General features: G+C 66.6%; 19 protein-coding genes. 7 read left to right on the top strand and 12 right to left on the bottom strand.

What is annotated here, in order from left to right:
* Position 1: 1 nt before the first annotated feature.
* Positions 2-985 (bottom strand): hypothetical protein, encoded by a 984-nt coding sequence (locus tag J2X34_RS18335; protein ID WP_429518939.1) that lies wholly within the window; start codon positions 983-985, stop codon positions 2-4.
* A gap of 324 nt (positions 986-1,309) precedes the next feature.
* Between J2X34_RS18335 and J2X34_RS18340 the strand changes: the two genes are divergently transcribed.
* Positions 1,310-1,654 (top strand): MBL fold metallo-hydrolase, encoded by a 345-nt coding sequence (locus J2X34_RS18340; protein WP_429518942.1) that lies wholly within the window; start codon positions 1,310-1,312, stop codon positions 1,652-1,654.
* 288 nt (positions 1,655-1,942) lie between these two features.
* Complete coding sequence (locus J2X34_RS18345) at positions 1,943-2,317, top strand: hypothetical protein (RefSeq protein WP_429518945.1); 375 nt, start codon at positions 1,943-1,945, stop codon at positions 2,315-2,317.
* Positions 2,318-2,481: 164 nt separating this feature from the next.
* Here J2X34_RS18345 and J2X34_RS18350 read toward each other — a convergent pair whose 3' ends face one another.
* Positions 2,482-2,898, bottom strand: a complete 417-nt coding sequence (locus tag J2X34_RS18350) for a hypothetical protein (protein WP_429518948.1) — start codon at positions 2,896-2,898, stop codon at positions 2,482-2,484.
* 217 nt (positions 2,899-3,115) lie between these two features.
* Complete coding sequence (locus J2X34_RS18355; RefSeq protein WP_429518951.1) at positions 3,116-4,699, bottom strand: RNA-guided endonuclease InsQ/TnpB family protein; 1,584 nt, start codon at positions 4,697-4,699, stop codon at positions 3,116-3,118.
* 3,794 nt (positions 4,700-8,493) lie between these two features.
* On the opposite strand from J2X34_RS18355, the gene J2X34_RS18360 reads away from it, so the two are divergent.
* Positions 8,494-8,802 (top strand): hypothetical protein, encoded by a 309-nt coding sequence (locus J2X34_RS18360; RefSeq protein WP_147283579.1) that lies wholly within the window; start codon positions 8,494-8,496, stop codon positions 8,800-8,802.
* 155 nt (positions 8,803-8,957) lie between these two features.
* On the opposite strand, the gene J2X34_RS18365 is transcribed toward J2X34_RS18360, so the two are convergent.
* From J2X34_RS18365 to J2X34_RS18385, 5 genes are all read right to left on the bottom strand, one after another.
* Positions 8,958-9,827 (bottom strand): hypothetical protein, encoded by an 870-nt coding sequence (locus J2X34_RS18365; RefSeq protein ID WP_429518953.1) that lies wholly within the window; start codon positions 9,825-9,827, stop codon positions 8,958-8,960.
* Positions 9,828-9,965: 138 nt separating this feature from the next.
* A complete protein-coding gene (locus tag J2X34_RS18370) occupies positions 9,966-10,271 on the bottom strand; it encodes a hypothetical protein (RefSeq protein ID WP_429518955.1) in 306 nt (101 codons plus the stop codon).
* A gap of 96 nt (positions 10,272-10,367) precedes the next feature.
* Positions 10,368-10,745: a hypothetical protein gene (locus tag J2X34_RS18375; RefSeq protein ID WP_429518957.1), complete on the bottom strand. Its 378-nt coding sequence runs from the start codon at positions 10,743-10,745 to the stop codon at positions 10,368-10,370.
* A complete protein-coding gene (locus J2X34_RS18380; RefSeq protein WP_429518961.1) occupies positions 10,742-11,356 on the bottom strand; it encodes a hypothetical protein in 615 nt (204 codons plus the stop codon). The genes J2X34_RS18375 and J2X34_RS18380 overlap by 4 nt, the downstream gene beginning before the upstream one ends.
* Positions 11,357-11,365: 9 nt before the next feature.
* Positions 11,366-11,782, bottom strand: coding sequence for a hypothetical protein (locus tag J2X34_RS18385; RefSeq protein WP_429518965.1), 417 nt, complete (start codon positions 11,780-11,782; stop codon positions 11,366-11,368).
* 454 nt (positions 11,783-12,236) lie between these two features.
* Here J2X34_RS18385 and J2X34_RS18390 point away from each other — a divergent pair, with 454 nt between their 5' ends.
* Complete coding sequence (locus J2X34_RS18390; RefSeq protein ID WP_181818914.1) at positions 12,237-12,653, top strand: hypothetical protein; 417 nt, start codon at positions 12,237-12,239, stop codon at positions 12,651-12,653.
* 634 nt (positions 12,654-13,287) lie between these two features.
* On the opposite strand, the gene J2X34_RS18395 is transcribed toward J2X34_RS18390, so the two are convergent.
* Positions 13,288-13,683, bottom strand: a complete 396-nt coding sequence (locus tag J2X34_RS18395) for a hypothetical protein (RefSeq protein ID WP_258558122.1) — start codon at positions 13,681-13,683, stop codon at positions 13,288-13,290.
* Between the two features lie 122 nt (positions 13,684-13,805).
* On the opposite strand from J2X34_RS18395, the gene J2X34_RS18400 reads away from it, so the two are divergent.
* Positions 13,806-14,186, top strand: coding sequence for a hypothetical protein (locus J2X34_RS18400; protein WP_114723768.1), 381 nt, complete (start codon positions 13,806-13,808; stop codon positions 14,184-14,186).
* 370 nt (positions 14,187-14,556) lie between these two features.
* Complete coding sequence (locus J2X34_RS18405) at positions 14,557-14,970, top strand: SdpI family protein (RefSeq protein ID WP_114723766.1); 414 nt, start codon at positions 14,557-14,559, stop codon at positions 14,968-14,970.
* A 1,012-nt stretch (positions 14,971-15,982) separates the two neighbouring features.
* Here J2X34_RS18405 and J2X34_RS18410 read toward each other — a convergent pair.
* Positions 15,983-16,705: a GAP family protein gene (locus J2X34_RS18410; protein WP_429518972.1), complete on the bottom strand. Its 723-nt coding sequence runs from the start codon at positions 16,703-16,705 to the stop codon at positions 15,983-15,985.
* A gap of 99 nt (positions 16,706-16,804) precedes the next feature.
* On the opposite strand from J2X34_RS18410, the gene J2X34_RS18415 reads away from it, so the two are divergent.
* Positions 16,805-17,398 (top strand): TetR/AcrR family transcriptional regulator, encoded by a 594-nt coding sequence (locus J2X34_RS18415; RefSeq protein ID WP_429518974.1) that lies wholly within the window; start codon positions 16,805-16,807, stop codon positions 17,396-17,398.
* 261 nt (positions 17,399-17,659) lie between these two features.
* Here the strand turns inward: J2X34_RS18415 and J2X34_RS18420 are convergent, their stop codons facing one another.
* A complete protein-coding gene (locus J2X34_RS18420; RefSeq protein WP_114723765.1) occupies positions 17,660-17,857 on the bottom strand; it encodes a hypothetical protein in 198 nt (65 codons plus the stop codon).
* Complete coding sequence (locus J2X34_RS18425; RefSeq protein ID WP_107986258.1) at positions 17,854-18,099, bottom strand: type II toxin-antitoxin system Phd/YefM family antitoxin; 246 nt, start codon at positions 18,097-18,099, stop codon at positions 17,854-17,856. The genes J2X34_RS18420 and J2X34_RS18425 overlap by 4 nt, the downstream gene beginning before the upstream one ends.
* Between the last annotated feature and the right edge of the window lie 63 nt (positions 18,100-18,162).

The raw sequence follows: 18,162 nt of genomic DNA on the forward strand, positions 1-18,162 counted from the left end.
CTTACGGCGTTGAAGGCTGCACGCGGTGGATCCGGAAACCTTTCGGGTTGTCGATGTCGACAGTGAATCCGTTGTGCTGCTTCGGGAGCACGGTTCCGACTGTGTTGGTGAGGATGACGTCGAAGGCTTGTGCGATCCGGAGGATGGCTTCGCCGGCGACAATCGTCGTCTTCTCGGTGAGGCCGTCGCTGATCTTGTGGCGGCGGCCGTGGCCTCCCACTGCGCGACCGGTATGGTTACCTGCCGCGTCGTAGAGGTCTCGGCCGTTACCTGAGTCGGCGTCGACTCCGGTCACGTACTCATGTTCTTTGCGCCATCGGTGGAAGTTCTCGGCCCGGATCTCGAACGCCGCAACCCATTCCGGTGAAAGCGCCAGTTCGCGGAGCGCTTCGAGCGAGGCGGCGTGAAGCGAAGGAGTGAGAGCCTTCCTCAGGCCTTTGACCGTGTCCTTGTTGAGCGAGAGCCACGCGTCGCTGTCGTCGGTGGCGAACGGGACGTATGTGGGGCCGAGCGTCCCAACCCGGGTGAGCGTAACGAGGCTGGCTTGAGCGTCGGGAGCGGTTCGGCCCACCCGGACGACGAAGTTGGTCAGCCGGTGCCCGACCTCAATTGCGGTATCGATGGCGCTCTCAGCGAGATAGCGCTGGGCGAGGGCCATGCCCGCAGGTTCCGTCTTCGACTGGATGGCGCGCTGGTGCCAGACGGCCTCAAGATACGCGGCGGCGCTGAGCATGAGCGATTCCGCTATCGAACCGGCGAGGGCGCAGGTTTCGCGCCACTGGCTGCGCTTGAGCTCAACGGAGGGGCCGGGTTCGAAATCTGCCCGGCTGTACTTCCATGCACGCTCGCAGACGCGCTCGACCTCGTCGAGGCAGAGCTCGGACGGCTCCGGTCGGCAGCCGATGCTGCCTTCGTGCGCTCCGATGTGCTTGAGGCGGGACCACGCGGCTACGCCGCGTGCGTCGTCGTCATCGTTGGTGGTCATGCTCTTCCTCCATTTGGCACAGCCGAGATCCTGCCGCCCAGACGTGGGCCGGGCGACAGGAGTGCGATCGGTCCGGTCATTGCATGGCCAGGGCCGTACGCCGATGCGCACGGCCCTGGTGACTCAGTTCTGGTCGTTGACGATCAACTCCAAGGCGTCCGGGAAGTAGCTGTGCCCCGGACGTCGACACATTGTCGATGATGGCCTGATAGTCGGTCGCGAATACCTCGAACAGGCCACGGGCAAGGACTTCATCCCAAAGCTGCACCAGCACGCAGTGTTGCCACGGCTGCTGCACATCGCCCGCGCAGGGCCACCAAATCGGTGCCGGTGAACGCGCAAGCCATCGCACCCGGTCATCGTCTGGATCTACCGGGCTGCCCCGTGCCGGTGACCACTCACCGCCACACCTCCAGGCACACCGCGTTCCATCTGCCGCTGCACGGCGTCATCGTCACCGGCGATGCCCTGGTCACCGAGCATCCGCTGTCGAAGATCCACGGTCCGCAGCTGCTCCCGCCGGTCTTCGACCACGGTCACGGGGACACAATCGAAGCCCTTGATGACCTCGCCGTCGGCGAGGCCGACACCATCCTGCCGGGCCATGGCCCGGTGGTATCGATGCCGATCGCGGCGGCCGTCGAGCAGGTGCGTGAGCGCTCCCACTGAGCCTGTCAACGAACGATTCCCGCCGACTAGTTCTGGCACCTGCTCAACATCTACACCGACGGTGGCCTCGGTCACGAACCGAGGCCACCGCCCTCAGCTCCCCCTATTGCCTTTTGCACTGGCCCTGGTCTACCGCTCGCAGGGGCCTGCAGAATACTAAGGCCACCCCTGTGGTCGGATTTGGTCGAGTCGGAAACCTTATCGATCCGGCGGTTCCGAGTGTCACTGACCTCCGACCAATTCACGACTTCAACGCTCGGCTGTGACACAACACCGAAAGAGAACACCATGCCCGACACCAACAATCACGACCCGGCCGTCGAGAACGCCGACAGATCCTTCAACCTCATTCCCCTGGAGCAGGCTCCCGGTTTGGTTCTGGGGATGATCGCCCGCTTCGCTGAAGGTCTGCCAGAACCGATGGTCATCGGCGCGAACGATCAGCCGTTGGCCGCCTTGATCCCCATCGATGACCTCCTTCGGCTTCGTGAATACGACCGTCGCGCTCTCGATTCCGAGGACTCGTTCTACGCCGAACTCGATCATCGGCTTCACCACGCGGACATCGAGCAGTCGGTGATAGACCTCAACGACGTCGCCCGGTCTCTCGGGCCGACCGGAGAACAGTGGGCCGACAGACGTCCCGGCAACGAACAAGACTGACGAGGTCGCCCGCTCCCATATCGACCGAATTCCGTCGGCGCACAGCCCCGCTCGCCGCCCGGCGCGGTCCACATGTCGTTGCCGTCGACGATCTACACCCCGGTCAGCTTCCGCAGGACAGTTTCCCTATGAAGGGCTGTCCAACACGGTACGTCCTCACCGGCTCACATACCTCGCCGGGCAGCGTCGATCACGTTGTCGACGGCGATCTCGGTGAGCTGTCCCGCTTCGAGGTCCTCGAGCGGACTGTTCCCGTCGAGCATATCGGTCGCGGTCAGCCACCAGCTCGCGGCGCCATACGGGTCCTTGTCGACGAAGAGGCGTCGGTTCGCGTGACGGACGACGTCATAGATCTTGTGCCGGCAGGTGTCGAACTGGAAGACCGGGTACAGGTAGTCCGGGCGGGCGCCGACGGGCAGGCCGATCAGTTCGCCTGCCGCGCGGTGCTTCTGGGCGACACTGCGGGTCGAGGCAGCGGTCGGTGCCAGCATCCGGGCGACCTCCGTCAAGTCGACCACGACGAGCGAGTCGCGGATAAACCTCTTGGCGGCGTCCAGGTCCGACTGCCGTGACGTGGCCATACATGCGAGGCTACCTCGAACCTGATCTAGGACGACGCCGGTCTGGGGTCCGCTGTCGCTCCGCTCTCCGAGCAGAGCTTGTCTATAGGACTGTCCCCGTACACGCGGGCGAGATGCCGAGGCCTGCATGATATTCGAGAACGTCATGGGACCGTCCCCGTACACGCGGGTGCGATGCACTCGACTGACTGCACCGATTCCCGAGCAGTTCCCGGTATCACGGGGGTGGGGACGGGAGGTCCATTGCTGGCCTCTGTGGCCTACCTTTCGGCAGGTCTGCCGGACCCCAACGCCGGGTCGGCCGTGACCGGCTCGGTGTTGGGGTGTCGCAGCTTTTAACGTCGTCCGTATCCACGGCCGACCGGGTGAGGGCGAGTGAACAGATGTTGCGGGCAGCGTTGAGGTCACGGTCGAGGACCAGGCCGCACCGCTCGCAGCGATACACACGCTCGGACAGACACAGCGTGGCTTTTACTGCGCCGCAGCCTGAGCATGTCTTCGAAGTCGGCGCGAACCTGTCGACAATGACCAGGCATGCGCCGTACCACGACGTTTTGTAGTGAAGTTGTCGACGGATCTCCCCGAAAGCGGCGCGGCGGATCGACCGGTTCAGGCCGGCCTTGGCTCGCCGACCATTCGGCAGGAAGCTGCCCGGGTGGTCGGGGTCGGGTTTGGGGTGCGGGGCGGCTGTCATCCCGGCCACCGCCAGATCTTCGATTCCGACCGTCTCGAATCTGGTCGCGATCCGTTTCGTCACCTCATGCAAACGACCTCGACGTCGGACCGCGTCGACGTGCTGCAACCGCGCGATCCTGCGGGTGGTCTCCGCCCATCCTGCCGAGGGGCCCTGCTCGTGGGTGGGGCCGCGCTTCCGGGCGGCGTGCCGTTGGAGTCGGCGCAGACGCCGCCAGAAGGCGGCAGATGGGTAGCCGCCGATCAGTTCGTCGGTCGACAGCGCGACCAGCGAATGCACTCCCACATCGACACCGGCCGCTCCGGCGGCCCGCTGCCGCCGGGTGGTTACCGGCGCCGGAATCACCTCGGCGGGAATCTCGAGGACGATACTGACCGTCCATCTGGTGCCGCGCCGGACGAATCGAGCAGATTTGGGGATAGCACCACGCTGGATCCAGCGACGCAGCCGACGGGTGTTCTCGTGTACCCGCAGCGAACCAAGGTTGGGGATACGAATCCGGTGCCCCTGGTCGATCATCTTCCACGGATCGTCGCCGCGACTGGTGACGCTGAGGTTGAAGATCGCGAACGAATCTTTCGAACGATGCTTCTTCTTGAACCGTGGCCATCCGACGGGGCGGCCGTCCTTTCGTGGCTCGCGTGATGGGCGGGTCGACGCCCCCAGATGATCCCAGTAGCGCGCAATCGCAGCATCGAGATCGCCGAGTGCCGTGCTCACGACGAACCGCGAGACTCCATGGTTCTCTGCATGCCACCAGTGGAACCGGCTGCCCTGATCACTGCTCAGCTCGGTGAGCCGACGACCGAGCGAGGTTCTGTTGGGACGCCGACGCAGCTCCTCGGGCGCCTGAAGCAGCGCCCCCCTGCGCCAGTCCGCATCGCCGAGCAGGGTCTGCGCCTCGCCCTCTGTGCGGGTGACCGCGTGGGCACGCTCACGCAACCATGCATACCGCCGCCCATTCCATGCGTTGATGGCGGCCAGACCCCAGTTGTACACCGCGCGAGAGGTACCGGCGGAACGCTCGAGCAGCAGTTTTTGGTCGTCAGTGAGCGCCGCTGCATCGAGGTGCAGCAGCACTGCGCGTGAACATGTCATGTCGGCCATGACGGATTCCCTCGATCCTCATTCAGATCTCGTGGCCCTCCTTCTGGTGTAGCACCCAACACCGATACGCAACAGAGGAAAGCGCGGAATTTCTTTCCAGGTAAGGGTTTTCGCCGATCCGAGCCGCACCTTGCCCTGACCGTGTTCCCGCGCCCGATCCATGGGGTGGGAGTTTCCGAGGAACAATCCAGGAACCTCGGTTACGAATAGCCAGTGGGCGATTCGCCGCCGCACCGAAAACAGAGAACGCGCCACGCCTGGCGGCATCCCGGTGTCAGAGCATGAGAGTGGCGGCGAGAATCGAAGCGACGGCGACAGAGAACCGAAAATACTGCGACGCGAATAATATTCACAGAGTCCCCGAAACTTCTTCCGAAGTAACGAGATCGAGTTTCCCTCCACGACACCCCGCCGACACCGCGTGGAGTCGTACGGCCACGGAGAAAGCACCGCCGTATCGCCCGCGGATCCAGGCCCGGATACCTGGCACAGACGTACTACCGGCAGCCCTCACGACAGCCCCGCCTCACCGTCACAGCCACTCGGACAATGCCGAGCACAACACCGCTGATTCGACACGGGTCAGCCCGCGAGAAGTGTGATCACGCCCGGACTCGTAGCGGTGGCGTGCTCGCCCCCGCAGCACCCTCCGGGTGCTCACCCCGCGAGTGTCCACCGCTCCCACACCGACCCGGATTCCAGGGGCGCACAGCCCCCTCACCACCCCGCCGAAACCCGGCCGGCGAGCGCCACCGGGGTGGCCGAACCAGGCCACCCGACAGGGGCCGTGACGTCACCAATTCACTCGTGCCGGATCACCTCGCGACAGAGGTGCCAGATCGACCCGCAGGCACCATCACCGAAGCCCGCCACCGTGCCCCGGCCACGGGCACATGGACCCCGCCCGAGCACAGCGAGCGAGCCGTCCCCGGCGGCATCCAGATCCCCGGAGCCGTCACCGACGGCGCCGCCGCCGGGCCACCGAGCACTGCGGCAGCAGTGTCGGAACATCCTTCGCGACCGGGTCGCGTCGAACCGGGTAGCGAGCGAGCGAGCTGCCCCAGCCACGAGACCCGGTCACCGGGGGGTGACACGACCGCCGTGCCAGCGGAGCGCAGCAGGGCGACCACTCCGGCAGCCGGCCCACCCGCGCGCCAGGGGCGCGAACCAGGCCGGCACGACGCAGCGGCAGCAGTGGTTGGGAGCGAGCGAGCAACCACCCCGGACGGGTCGCAGGCGCGCCAGCGCCGAGCACCGCACCGGAGACAGGCCGCGGCGGAGCGGGCACCCCGCAGGGGGCGCCGTCAGGAGTGAACGAGAAGGCCGCCCGCGGCCGCCCGAGAGAGCCCTGACGGCGATAAGGACCCTCGCGCAGCGAGGGCGACGAGGCGCCAGCCGAGGAGGTCGTCCCGGCTCTGCCGGGCAAACGAAGGGTGTAGTGAGCGAAGCGAACGAAACCCGAAGTGCGTCACGACTCCTTATGCCCTTTTTGATTCGAGCCATAGCGAACGGCTCCGAGCGTCAGCGAGGGGAGTTTGCGTAGTTGGCGACATGGGGAAACAGGCCTGGATCTCCGTATTTGCGCCCCCTCGCAGATAGGCGAGAGACCCCGAGAACAGGGGGGCGCAAATACGGCATCGTTTTCCTGTTTCCCCAGTAAGAATCGGGTGCGGTTTGCGTAGTGTGTTGCACATCACTGACGCAGCGGTCGCAAATACGCCGGAGGCGGGATTTGAGGCCGATCGGGGGCCGCCGAGCGCAGCGAGAGGGGCCACCGCACCGCCAGGTGGCGTCAGGGTCACGCGGACCGCGCCAGCGGGCCGTGCCAAGCAAGGCGCAGCCGTCGCCCGTGGCGTCAGCCGCGGGTCATCTCTTGGTCCCGTGGTGGCCTCAGGAGGTGGCGTCAGCCGCCGGACACCATCCGCGTAGGCGGAGCGGTCTCGTGGGTCCGATGCCCGCGCGTCAGCGCGTATCGAAGAGAAGCAGGCATCGGTGAGGGCCCCACGGGGACGCGCAGCCGCAGCGGCCGGCGACGGCAGGCGTCGGCTACAGCGCCGCCAGGCGCGTCACCATCCCGCGCCGCAGGAGCGGTGTCACAGCCCGCGCGACAGCGCGAGCCGGTTTCAGGGTCTTCTGGTCCTCGGCGTCACCGCCACTGATCGGTTGCCACGAGGACGGTCGGCGTGACGACACAAGCCCGCGGCAGCGCGGTGCCGCAAGCGTGCGGACGTGGGGCCAGGACACCGTCTCGCTACGGGCTCTCGTCACCGGCCGTCGCCGTCTGGAACAGGGGTCCGCAGCAGGTGCCACAGCCGGTTGGTCACCGGTCCCCGGGAGCGGTCCAGAAGGGCCTCGGACGGGCCGCGCGAGGGGGCCTGCCGGAAGGGGGTGACGTCACGACTGCGCGGCCGCCGTAGGTGGCTGCCACACGGTGTCACCGCCGCGGCCTCAGCCGCGGCTGCAGCAGCCCTCGGCGGCCACCGGCAGCGCCAGGAGGCAGCGGCGTGGCCGCCCGGTGGGGACACAGGGCGGCGGTCGCGTGAGCGGCCTCGGGAGCGGCTGCGGGGTCTGCCCGCAGACCGGCCACGGCAGGGGCGGCCGCCACCCCGGCGCCGGGGTCCGTGGCGGCCGGCCTCGGTGGCGGTAGCCACGGTCGGCTGCAGGATCTTGCGCCGGGACGGCAGGAACAGGGCGGCTTCTGCGGCGCACGTGGGTAGGTCGCAGTGTCCTTCTGCGACCGGCTCCGGCGCGTAGCGTCCGGGGTCGCCAGGTCACCCATCCGTGCATGGTTCACCTGGTCCCACGTGCGCCGCAGAAGCCGCTTCGTATCGGTGCGGGAGTATCTCGGGGACGGAAAAAGAATTCAGCGCGCAGCGCTTGTAGCCGGCCCCGGTTCCCGGTGGGCGCATGGCTCCCGGAATGGGCGCAGTACGGGCTTTTTGAATGCCCGGAATTCGTCTCATTCGCGTAAATGCGGATTGTGCATGGAGATCACCGCTGCCGGAATTGTTCGCCGGGTGCCGACGCCATTTATGAGGGGCCGTAGAGAATCGCGGGAGCGGTGCGGCCGGGGTTGCCGGCCGCCACGAGCGTCTGCAAAAGCCCAGGTCACGGGGTTGTGGCGCTTCTGCGGCGCCGCAGTGGTGTTCCAGCGGCGTCCCGGTGGCGTCTCGGCGGCCCGACTGCGCCCAGGGTGCAGCCGGTGCGACAGACACGCCGCTGTGCGGATGCTGTGCGGACACTCTCAGGCGACAGCACCGCCGCACGGCGTCCACAGCCGGGGCATTGAGTGGACGTTGCGCGGATAGTCACCCGCCGCTGTGCGTACACCAGACGCACTCTTGCCGTAGAACTGCCGCTCTACGGCCACTGTGTCACCGCAGAGCCGCCGCACTGTGGCCGAAGTGGCGATACCGCCACACAACCGCCACCGTGGAGACACCCTGTGGCGAATCTGCGGCGGCTGTCTGTTCGTTGTACGTCCCGGTGTGTCTAGTGCGAGCTGTGTGCGGATGGTGTGCGGCTGCTCAACGGCGTATCCGCCGCCACGTACGCGCCACGCATCCGCCGCTGAGCAGCCGCAGTACAGCCGTTCAGTGGCGGTTGTCCGGCGATACTCCGTCGCTGTGGCACCGGGGCCGCGATGGTGGAAGTACGGAAAGACAGAACCCGCACTCTGCATGAAGCAGAGTGCGGGTTCGGTGGCCGCGGCCGGCGTGGGGGCGGCAGCGGGTCGCAAGCTGGGGACGGTCGATGGGATCTGCCGATCCATTGCTACAGAGGGGGAGTCTGTGTTGTCAGTGAAGAAGGTCCTCGGGGTGGCCGCCGCGGCCGCTGTCCTGGGCGTCGGGTTCGTTACGGCCAACGCTGCGCAGAGCGAGGTGGCACCGCGAGCACCGGACGCGAGTGCTGCCGCCCTCGCGGAGGCGCAGGCCAAGGCCAACGATCCGGACTCGGGTTTGCTGGACGGTCTCACGGACGAGGAGAGGGACCTGCTGAGCTCGTCGAAGGTCGCGTCGGCGCTCCTCGACGCGACGACCGGTGCGGTCCTCAGTGTGGGTGAGGGCGACTTCATCCCCGAGGGCGCAGCGTCCGCGCGATAGCGTGAAGAACAGAAGGCACCCCGGCCATTCGGCCAGGGTGCCTTCTGTTTGCTGCGGCTCTGCTGATCTCGCAGAGACGGGACGCCCCCACCGTCACCGCAACCGCAACCGACTTCTCGGCGCAGCTCGGCGCCCAGCTCGGCGTCGCGGTGAGTTCAGCGTTTCCTCCACTCGACCTCGCTGTTGTAGCCGGCGTCGCGGGCGACCGCGGACACGAGGGCCTTCGCCGCGTCGGTGAGGTCGTGGTCGATCGAGACGGGACCACGCATCCACATGGCGTCGACGACCCGAGTGAGGTCCGACTTCTCAGCCGGTGTGAGCTCGACGCTCGCGAGTGCGACAGCGAGACGGTTGAGGGCGTCCGCGGTCGAGTGAACCGGGAAGGCCTCGTCGACGTAGCGGTAGGGCTGATACGGCGCATCCTTGCCTCGATGGCGGTAGATCTCGTCAGCGCTCAAGCCCTGGTCGCTGAGAATGTGACATGGGAAGCGACCCCCGTAGTCGGCCCGATACTTGAGCACCTGGTCAATCGACGATCGCATTCCGCCGGTGACGGCCTTGTAGGAGAAGTAGCGCAGACCGTTCAACTGATCCCTGGTGAACACCTCGCTGTCGAGAACTGCGAGGTTGGCGGCGACCTCGTCGAGGTAGCCGTCGTCGCAGATCACCGCTGTCTCGTCGAAGAGCAGGCTGTGCGAGGCCCACACCCCATGCGCCGGTGCGCCCAGCGGCTTGTGCTCGCAGATTCCCAGCACCGTGCCGGTGTCGGGGTACAGGACCACCCAGTCGACTCCGTCGCCGGATTCGGTCACGTACGGGATGCGTCCGTCCTCGAGATCCGCCTCGGTGAGGGTCGGCGTGATCATCTGCACGATCGCCCAACGCAAGGCGTCGTTGTCTGATGATCCGAGTGCGGCGATCGCTCGATTGATGTCGCCTTCGAACGCCTTGTGAGCAACCCCGGTGTTCGAGGTCCATGTGGACCGAAGCGGTGCTGCATAGGGCGCGCGGTCGAGATCTGTCACAAGGTGTCTCCTTGTCTTCTGGTGAGTGATGCGGGTCGATCGATCGGAACATTGTTGCCCGTTCGCACCTTCTTTGTCCGAAGCAGAGTGCGGGTTCTGGTGGGGTGATGCGCTCAGCTCGGTGCTGGGCGCCGGTCGTCATGTCCCCTCCGGCGGGTCGGGTTCGTCCGGTGGTTCGGGGAGCTCTCGTGGCAATCCGAACTGCTCCCGCAGTGACCGATGACGGGAGACGAGGAGTCTTCTCGCCAGCGACGCCCTGGCCGTCTCGATCTCACGCTCCGCCTGAGCGACCGCCTCGCCGCGAGTCGCGTATGCGAGGCCGCGCAGTTGCTGAGTGCGGCCGCCGGTGAGCTCGAGGATCGGAACGTACGGCCAGCGCGCGTTCCGTCCGCGTTTCACAGCGCCGGGTGGGCCGAGGTCGGCGATTGCGGCGGCGGTGGCCACGTCCTGGAAGAAGCCGGTCGAGCACCGCGCCGCAGCTCTCGCACAGTCCGCGGTCGGTGGCCGGCTGCCACTCGCACTGGAGGCAGCGTCGATCGGTCATGGCGTCGACTCGTCGGCGTCGACGGTGTCACAGTTGCTGCCATCGTGTGGCCGGATGCCGTTCACGATCTCACGCAATCCCCAGATCAATAACCAGGCGATGAACGCCACGATTGCCGCGGCCGCCAGGAGGCCGGCGAGCAGTCCTGCATTCCTGACGGCCGGCGAGACAGCCTCCCGCGCGGCGGCGCACCACCCGTCGCCCCGATCCGGCAGCATCATCAGGACCGCGAACGCGGTGCCGACCTGCAGCAGCAGGGTGATCACCATTGCTACGCACCCGACAACCAACGGCCACTGCCGCCGGCGCAGACCGCGCGGCTCGGGCTCGGTGTCACCGACACCCTCGCCGCGCAGCTCCGGCCGACCGCTCATGTCGTGCTCCTGGGCGCATCGGGCCGGTCCGCGAATCCCTCGGACGCCACGGGCGGCTCCATCCCCTCGAACAACGCGCTGAGCTCCTCGAACGCCGCAGCCTCGTCCTCGGGCGTCTCGAAGAATTCGGACACATCGATGTCCCCGACAGCCGTCTCGGTGACGGTGCCCACAGCGGGGAGAGTGATCCTGAACGCGAACGCGGAGGGGTTGCGGTAGCGCCCCAGCTGCTCCGGACCCATCTGCGAGACCAGTTCCCGGAGCGGGGTGGCGAAGGACGCCCCGAGATCGACCACGACCGCGACGGCGAGATCGTCGCCGTCGACGACCCAGGTCGGGTCGCCGTCGCGGTCGGCGTAGACGGCGGCCGCGGCCGGCCAGATACCGCGCACGTACTCGGCGAGAGCCAGCTCGATCGTGCGGTCAGCCCCGTCGGCCGAGGCGACCTCACCACCCTGGTGGAGCTTCGCGAGTCGCTCGATCTCGTCGAGCGCACCGTCGAGTACGCGGAGTTCGTCGGTCGGGGTCTGCTCGACCGTCGCCGGCGTCAGCGCGTTCCGGGCTGCGGTGACGAGCTCGAGGAGCCGTCCGGTCATGTCGGTGGTCGTCATGGCTGCTCCTCAGCAGGTCGTCGCGAGGTGGGTGCCGCCGTTGTGGTCGAGGACCACGAGCTCGGCGGTCACGCCGGCGTCCATCGCGGCTTCGGCGATGCCGACGGCGAAGTCGGTGGCGCAGCGGGTGATGGCTGCGTCGACGGTGCCGCTGAGGTCCACGGCGCCGAAACGGCGGATCGTCCCCAGTCCGGGCACGGCGGCGACGAGGTGGACCCGGTCGTCGAAGTCACCGTCGGCGCCGATGGCGGCCAGTGCGTGCACGTGGATGGGGTGTCCTCCGTCGACGGTGACGGTGATGCCGGCCTCGTCGGCGACGAACAGGCCGGTGGGCACCGGTGCGACCGAGAGGTCGGAGCAGAGAGTGTCGGCGCGCGGGCTGTTGCGGCGGCGGCCGGGGAAGGTGGACTGGACGACGATGCGCATGGGTGTCTCCGGTGATCGAGGGGTGGAGGGTTTCGGCCTCCGCCCGGCGTTGGCTTTGCCAACCAGCCCGACACGGTCGGGCTCCGCAAACCATCCCGACGCTGCGAGCGGCCGAGACCGCCGTCAGACCAGGCACGGGACGGGCACCACGGCGGGCCGCCCCACGGCACGCTTCGCCGGTCCGGTCACGGGCCGGCGGGCACCCAGCGGCCACCCTCCGTCGTCTGCGCGGCCTTCAGCGCGTCACAGGGAGGCCGATCCCCCATGGACTTCCCGTTCTCGGCGGATACTGCCCCTGAGGAGGTGATCGAGATGAGTGCAACAGCTTGGGCTTTTTATGGAGTATGGGCCCCGCTCTTCTACGTGCTCTCCCTGTTTGGAGTGCCGGTCAACTGAAACGGGCACGACAGCGGGCCAGCAAATCCGGGGGTTGCTGGCCCCCTTGGAGGTCGCCATGATCGATTTCGTTCGCCGATCGGTCGCCTGCGCCGCGATCGTGGCCGGTGCGGTTCTGGCGCCGCCGGCCGCCGCCTCCGCCACTGTCGCCGTCCCGTTCCAGATCGACCCGTACGGAAGCTTCGATTTTCCCTCGGTCCGCTGCGTGGCCGTGGTCGGCGAACAGCCCGGGGCGGTGACGATCGCCGGTCCGGAGGAACGCAGACGAGAAGGCCGATCGGGGTGCCTACAACTGTCCGAAGTGTGCTGGCTGAACCTGTCGAGCGGAGCCTCCGGCTCCACCCGGATGTCGGGCGGCTCGGACGGATACCCGGAAGCGGTCCTGCCGACCGGGACCGGGCAGGTTGTTGTCGTCGTCGTACACACCGGCAGCTCGTTCGTCACACCGGGCATCGCAACCGTCTACGTCCTGTAGTCGACGGGAGGACAACGCAACACCTTCCGCGTCTGCATCCCGTGTGACCTCGGTGGACACTGCCCCTGGATTGAAGGAGACGAAGCAATGGACAACGACCTCGCACCGCTCAACGGCGTTTTCATACCGAGATGGCTCTTTGACGTGCTGTACCAGGCCTGGCTTGTGTGGGAGCCGCTGGTCGGGCCACCGGTAACCCATTGATCGACCGAGACCACGCCCCGTGCTGGCTAGGTGGCTACTGCAACCGCTGAAGGGAGCCTGCCCAGGGTCCTGGCGCTCGCGTCGGAATGAGTCGGGAGGATCGGCGGACACTGCCCCTGACGCACCCCCCGGATTCGAAGGAGGCGAAGCAATGCTCGACAACACTCCCACGCCGCTTGGCGACTTCTTCGTGCCGAAGTGGTACTACGACATCGTGTACCAGCTCTGGCTGTGGGGCATCCCGCCGCACTAACCCGAAACGACAGTGGGCCAGCGAGACGGGAGTGCTGGCCCACTGTCGTGTGTTCGGTTTGTTTTCAGGGATCGGTCGCCGAGACCGCCGTCAGAACGGGCACGGGACGAGCGCCACGGCGCGCCGCCCATCGGCACGCTTCGCAGGACCGGTCACGGGCCGGCGCGCACCTGGCAGTCACCCGCCGCCGGAAAGTTCGCCGCTGTTGCTGTCGGTAGACGTGGATCTGTGTAGGCGGTAGGTAGCGCCGTTTTTGAGTTCGTCGGAGGTGAACCGCTGTGTCACGAAGTTGCCCACGTAGATGTCATATTTTCTCTGGTTCGCGGGGACGGCCTCGAAGTGTGCGGTGTACGTACACACGCCCGTGCCGTCGGGGTTCTGGTCGATGGAGTCGACCTTCAGTGCCGACGAAGCGTATGCAGAGCCACTGTCCCCGAGGATGACTATCTGGTCGTTCGGGGCAACGTGAGCTGCTCCGATAGTGCACTCGCCGGCGTCGACCGATGCCCGGTCTGCCTCTCCGGTGACGGTCACCATGGCAGCGAAGGTCTCCGGCACGTCGACGTTGGTCACACAGCTCGTCAGAAGTACTGCTCCCACAGATGCGGCTGCCGCGAAAGCGATCTGCCTCAGTTTCCACCCCATAGACAGCCACGATAGGCAGTCGTATTCGGCGCTATCCGGGGGACGAGCCGATGGAGACGCAGACCGGGCACCGGGTGGTGGACGGCACGGGCCGGCGCATACCCGACCAGCGCGATGCGGCTGTGCGTGCAGTGGCGTACCGAAGGACGCCGCTGTGTTTAGCTGCATGGATGGGGCGAGTGAACTGGCAGCGCGTGTCGGCAAAGCTGGACGCGTGGGCGCCCTTCGTATTTCTCGTGTTGGTCGGCCTCATTCTCGGGCCGACCATCGTCAACGACGCCTTCACCGCTCCGTCAGGGTGGAACTGGTTCCTGTTCGGGCTGTGGGTATTCGTCGTCGTGGGTCAGATCTGGCAATGCGCGAAAGGGCTGCGACGTCGTGGAGAGGGCGGGGGCACACTCGGACGAAATGGGGAGGTAGGTACGAAGTGAGAACGTGGCTCCACGAAACATGGCACGCGGCACCCCGGCAGAGCGTTGTCGCCGCCTTCGTACTGACAATGGTGTTGACCGTCACCACAGCGGCGCAGCAGTCGTGGCCCATGGCCGCTTACGTGTTCGTCTCGTCGGCGGTGTGCGGTAGCGCGGTTCTGGTACTTGTGGCGCGATCGAGAATCCAGCACCAGGGCAACAGCTAAAGCGAGGCTGAAACTGCGAGGTAGAACGGTTCCGGGTTCAGTCCGCCATGCCCCAAGGGTTCAACTGGGAAACAGTGCCCCCCGCGGACCGGTGAAGCGGTCCGCCCAGCGGGCCGGCGCGCACCCAACCGCGGTGCGGAAAGACGATCGCGAGTTCGTCGGTAATGTCCGTTGTGTCGAAATTTTCTGATAAGGGGGCGGCACTGGTGGACACATCAGAGTTACTGGGGCTGACGATCTCGATGACGTCGTCGACGCTCATCGCCGCGGGCTTTGCTGGACTTATGCCGCACCTCATCGGAGACGAACCGAATCCCGTTATGGGCATCCGGACGAAAGCGACGATGGCAAGCCACGAAGCGTGGCAGTTGGCCCACCAGGTTGCGCAGCCGATTCTGCGCCGGACCGTATGGACAGCCGTTGCGGGACTGTGCATACAGGTCGTTATCGGTTTCGTGACAGGTTTCGGGTCCTTGCCGTCAGCTGTCGCTGCAACGGTTGTGTGCGCGGCGGCCTTCATCGTCCTGATCGCTGCGGCGTTGAAGGGCAACGCCGCAGCGAAGACCCTGAGTCGTTAAGCCGCCGGTCGGAGGGCGCTGGGTGCGGGCACGGGACGGCCACCACGGCGGGCAGCACGCTTCGCCGGTCCGGTCACGGGCCGACACGCACCCACCCACCCACCGCGCAGACAGCGAAACGCCCCGGAATGAGACCATCGGGTATGAACATGCAGTTTTGGGAGGTATCCGCACTCTTACGGAACCTGCGGTACTACCTCGTGAATGCCCGTCGATTCTTCACAGGGTGGAGTGTCACCGAGATCCCGCCCACCGAACTCCCGCGCCCCGAGGACCGCTGATCCGACGAGGTGCCCGGGCAGTTCGGTGGCACACTCGGACGAAATGGGGAGGTAGGCACGAGTGAGAGTGTGGCTCCGCGAAACATGGCGGGCGGTACCTCGACAGAGGGTTGCCGCTGTCGTCTCACTGACAACAGTGTTGACCGCCACCACCGCGGCACAGCAGTCGTGGGTCCTGGCTGCTTCCGTGTTCGTCTCGTCAGCGGTGTGCGGTGGCGCGACTCTGGTACTCCTCGCGCGATCGAGAATCCAGCACCGGCGCAGCAACTAGGGCTATACCGACGAGTGTCGAGGTACAACCAAGATTGACGAAGCGCGGCGCTAGATTGATCAACGACGCACCGGTTACTTGAGGGCACGAACTGTTCCGCGGGGATGAGCCCCGCGGAGGCGTGTCCGGGAGATGTTTGGGGGACGTACCTATGTTGCGGTCGTATCGGTACTCGTCGAAAGGGATCATCTTCTGCAGTCTGCTGCTGGCAGTGGCTATAGGACTACGAGCACAGGGGCAGACGATCTGGGGAGATGTTCTGCTGGCCGCTTCGATAGTCGGGCTGCTGGCGGTCGCTTTCGAGGGGGTCAGATCCCGGAATCGTGAAGCTGACAACGGTCGTCTGTGATGACGTGGAGCCTGGTTGATTCGATCCAGACGTCGCGACCCTCCCCGGGGTTCGTCGAAGTGGCGCGGTGTGTTCCGCTGATTTCCGTTGCACCTCGACAGCTGGTCAGCGTCAGCGCGGTACCCAGCCGAGGTCTTGGAGTGCGGTAGCGGCGAGGAAGAATCCGGCGACGCCGATGATCCACAGCGTCGTGCTCCGGGCGTTCCGTGTCAGCCAGGTGTCCAGCCGTTTCAGTGGTACCTCGACGGCGGAGCGTGCCACGAGGCGTCCAGCGGTGAGCGCCAGCGCAGGTGCGATCATCACCAGGCAGTACCCCGCCAGCACCAGCACAGCAGCCGGCCATCCGGGGGTCTGTTCAGCGATGATCCCGGTCGCGACGAGGTACGGCAGCATCGAGGCGACCTCCAGGAGAACTGCGGCGACCGCGAGCCCGACCAGGGCGGAGGTCGCACTGTCGCTCATGGCGCGCTCGCGCCAGCGGCTCAGCCGCCCTGATTGTTGCGCGCGCTCGGCGGCGCGAGCACGAGCGGCTTTCGTGTCGAGGGCGAAGCTGGCCGCTAAAAGCGCGGCACCGACGATCAGCCGCGCGGTGGTCGCAGCGGTGGTGTCCAGCAGTCCCGCTGCACCGTCGATCACGAACCGGCCGCCGGCCATGAGCGCGATCCCGATGCCGTAGTAGACCGCCGCGACGGTGCCCAGGTAGAGCAGGATGCGGTGCGGCCGCACCCGCCCCGGCGTCATCAGCAGCCAGACCGGCACCAGGAGCGTGCCGAAACTCAGTGAGTCGGTGAGCGCCAGTACCGCGAGGGCACCCGCGGCTTCGGCGGAGATCACCGCGCCGCCCCGTCCGCCGTCGTGTCGTGCTCCTGCATGACGCCCCCTTAGTACAGTCGTACCAACTCAGCAGTTGGCACGATCGTACTAGGAGGAGTGGTGACGGCTGTCGCCCCGCGCGAGGAACGCAAGGCAAGGCTGGCCGAGGCCGTCTGGCGGATCATCGCCGAGCGCGGCATCACCGCGGTGTCGGTGCGGACGGTCGCCACCGAGGCCGGGATGGCGGTTGGGTCGCTGCGCAACCTCTTCTCGACGCAAGCGGAGCTGCTGGAGTTCTCCGCCGAGCTCATGGTCGCCCGCGCCGCTGCCCGTGTCACCGCAATCCCGCCGAGCGCCGACACGGTCGCGTATGCGCTGGCCGCGATCCGCGAACTCATGCCCCTGACCCCGCAGACGCGCCGGGAGTTCGAGATCAACGTGGCCCTCATCGCCGAGACTCCCGCACACCCGGGCCTCGCCCGGATTCGCGACCACGCTCACAGGCAGCTCCTGGACCTGTTCACACGCATCGCGGCCATGCTCCGCGACGAAGCCGCGTCGTCCTCGGCAAGCCGGACGGACGGCCGGCGTCTGCTTGCGCTCGCCGACGGTCTCGGAATGCACCTGCTCCACCAGCGCGCCGGCGACGACACCGACTGGGCACTCGACATCATCCGGGGCGAACTACACCGCATCGACAACGAACCCGGCTGACGACAATGAGCTGGGCGAAAGAACAGAACCCGCACCTGCCGGCGAAGGCAGAGTGTGGGTTCTGTGTTCGGGTGCCCATGTGCCGCCACGGATCTAGGAGTTGCTATGAGCGTCGCGCGGTCCTCGTACCGACGCAGTATGTCCGGATCGGAGGCTCCGTGAGGCTCGGTGGCCGTGACGAGCTTGTTCCGTAAAACAGTCGTTCCCGGGATGAAATAGTCATCCCAGGAACGAAACTGTGCAGTTGTACGCGCCATCGAGTTAGCTCAGTAGCTCCCGACGGAACGCTGCCAACTCTTCTTCCACAGTGCTGGTGCCGTTCGCCACGCGTCGCGAGGCAGCCTTGGTTGCTTCGGTGACGGCGCCACCGGCGAGACGAACGCCCGCGGTGGCGAACTGGATCGCCTCTTCAACGCTGCGGACAGGCACCTGCTTCGTCACCTTGCGTGCGACAGTCATTCGATCAGGTCGTGGGTGGTGCCGCGCTCGAGCCTATCGATCGAGGCCAGCAGCCGACGGGCGTTCTCCGGGCTCCTGATCAGGTACGCCGTCTCCTTCAACGACTCGTAGTCGTCGAGAGCCACCATCACCACCGGCGCATGGCCAGCCCGGGTGATCACCACTTCCTCACGGTCGGCGGTGACGGCGTTCAAGGTCTCGGCATATCTCGCCCGCGACTGCGAATACGTCATCGTCTTCACGGGCCGACCCTACCTGGAAAAACACAGGACCCGCGTCTGCCGGAGGCCGCAGAGTCACAGCCC

This window comes from Rhodococcus sp. BE178, assembly GCF_050433545.1.
GTDB lineage: Bacteria > Actinomycetota > Actinomycetes > Mycobacteriales > Mycobacteriaceae > Prescottella.

Coding starts and splice junctions, on each gene's coding strand:
- J2X34_RS18335 (WP_429518939.1), bottom strand. CDS start 985: ATGACCACCAACGATGACGACGACGCACGCGGCGTAGCCGCGTGGTCC.
- J2X34_RS18345 (WP_429518945.1), top strand. CDS start 1,943: ATGCCCGACACCAACAATCACGACCCGGCCGTCGAGAACGCCGACAGA.
- J2X34_RS18350 (WP_429518948.1), bottom strand. CDS start 2,898: ATGGCCACGTCACGGCAGTCGGACCTGGACGCCGCCAAGAGGTTTATC.
- J2X34_RS18355 (WP_429518951.1), bottom strand. CDS start 4,699: ATGGCCGACATGACATGTTCACGCGCAGTGCTGCTGCACCTCGATGCA.
- J2X34_RS18375 (WP_429518957.1), bottom strand. CDS start 10,745: ATGAGCGGTCGGCCGGAGCTGCGCGGCGAGGGTGTCGGTGACACCGAG.
- J2X34_RS18380 (WP_429518961.1), bottom strand. CDS start 11,356: ATGACGACCACCGACATGACCGGACGGCTCCTCGAGCTCGTCACCGCA.
- J2X34_RS18385 (WP_429518965.1), bottom strand. CDS start 11,782: ATGCGCATCGTCGTCCAGTCCACCTTCCCCGGCCGCCGCCGCAACAGC.
- J2X34_RS18390 (WP_181818914.1), top strand. CDS start 12,237: ATGATCGATTTCGTTCGCCGATCGGTCGCCTGCGCCGCGATCGTGGCC.
- J2X34_RS18400 (WP_114723768.1), top strand. CDS start 13,806: ATGGAGACGCAGACCGGGCACCGGGTGGTGGACGGCACGGGCCGGCGC.
- J2X34_RS18405 (WP_114723766.1), top strand. CDS start 14,557: ATGTCCGTTGTGTCGAAATTTTCTGATAAGGGGGCGGCACTGGTGGAC.
- J2X34_RS18420 (WP_114723765.1), bottom strand. CDS start 17,857: ATGACTGTCGCACGCAAGGTGACGAAGCAGGTGCCTGTCCGCAGCGTT.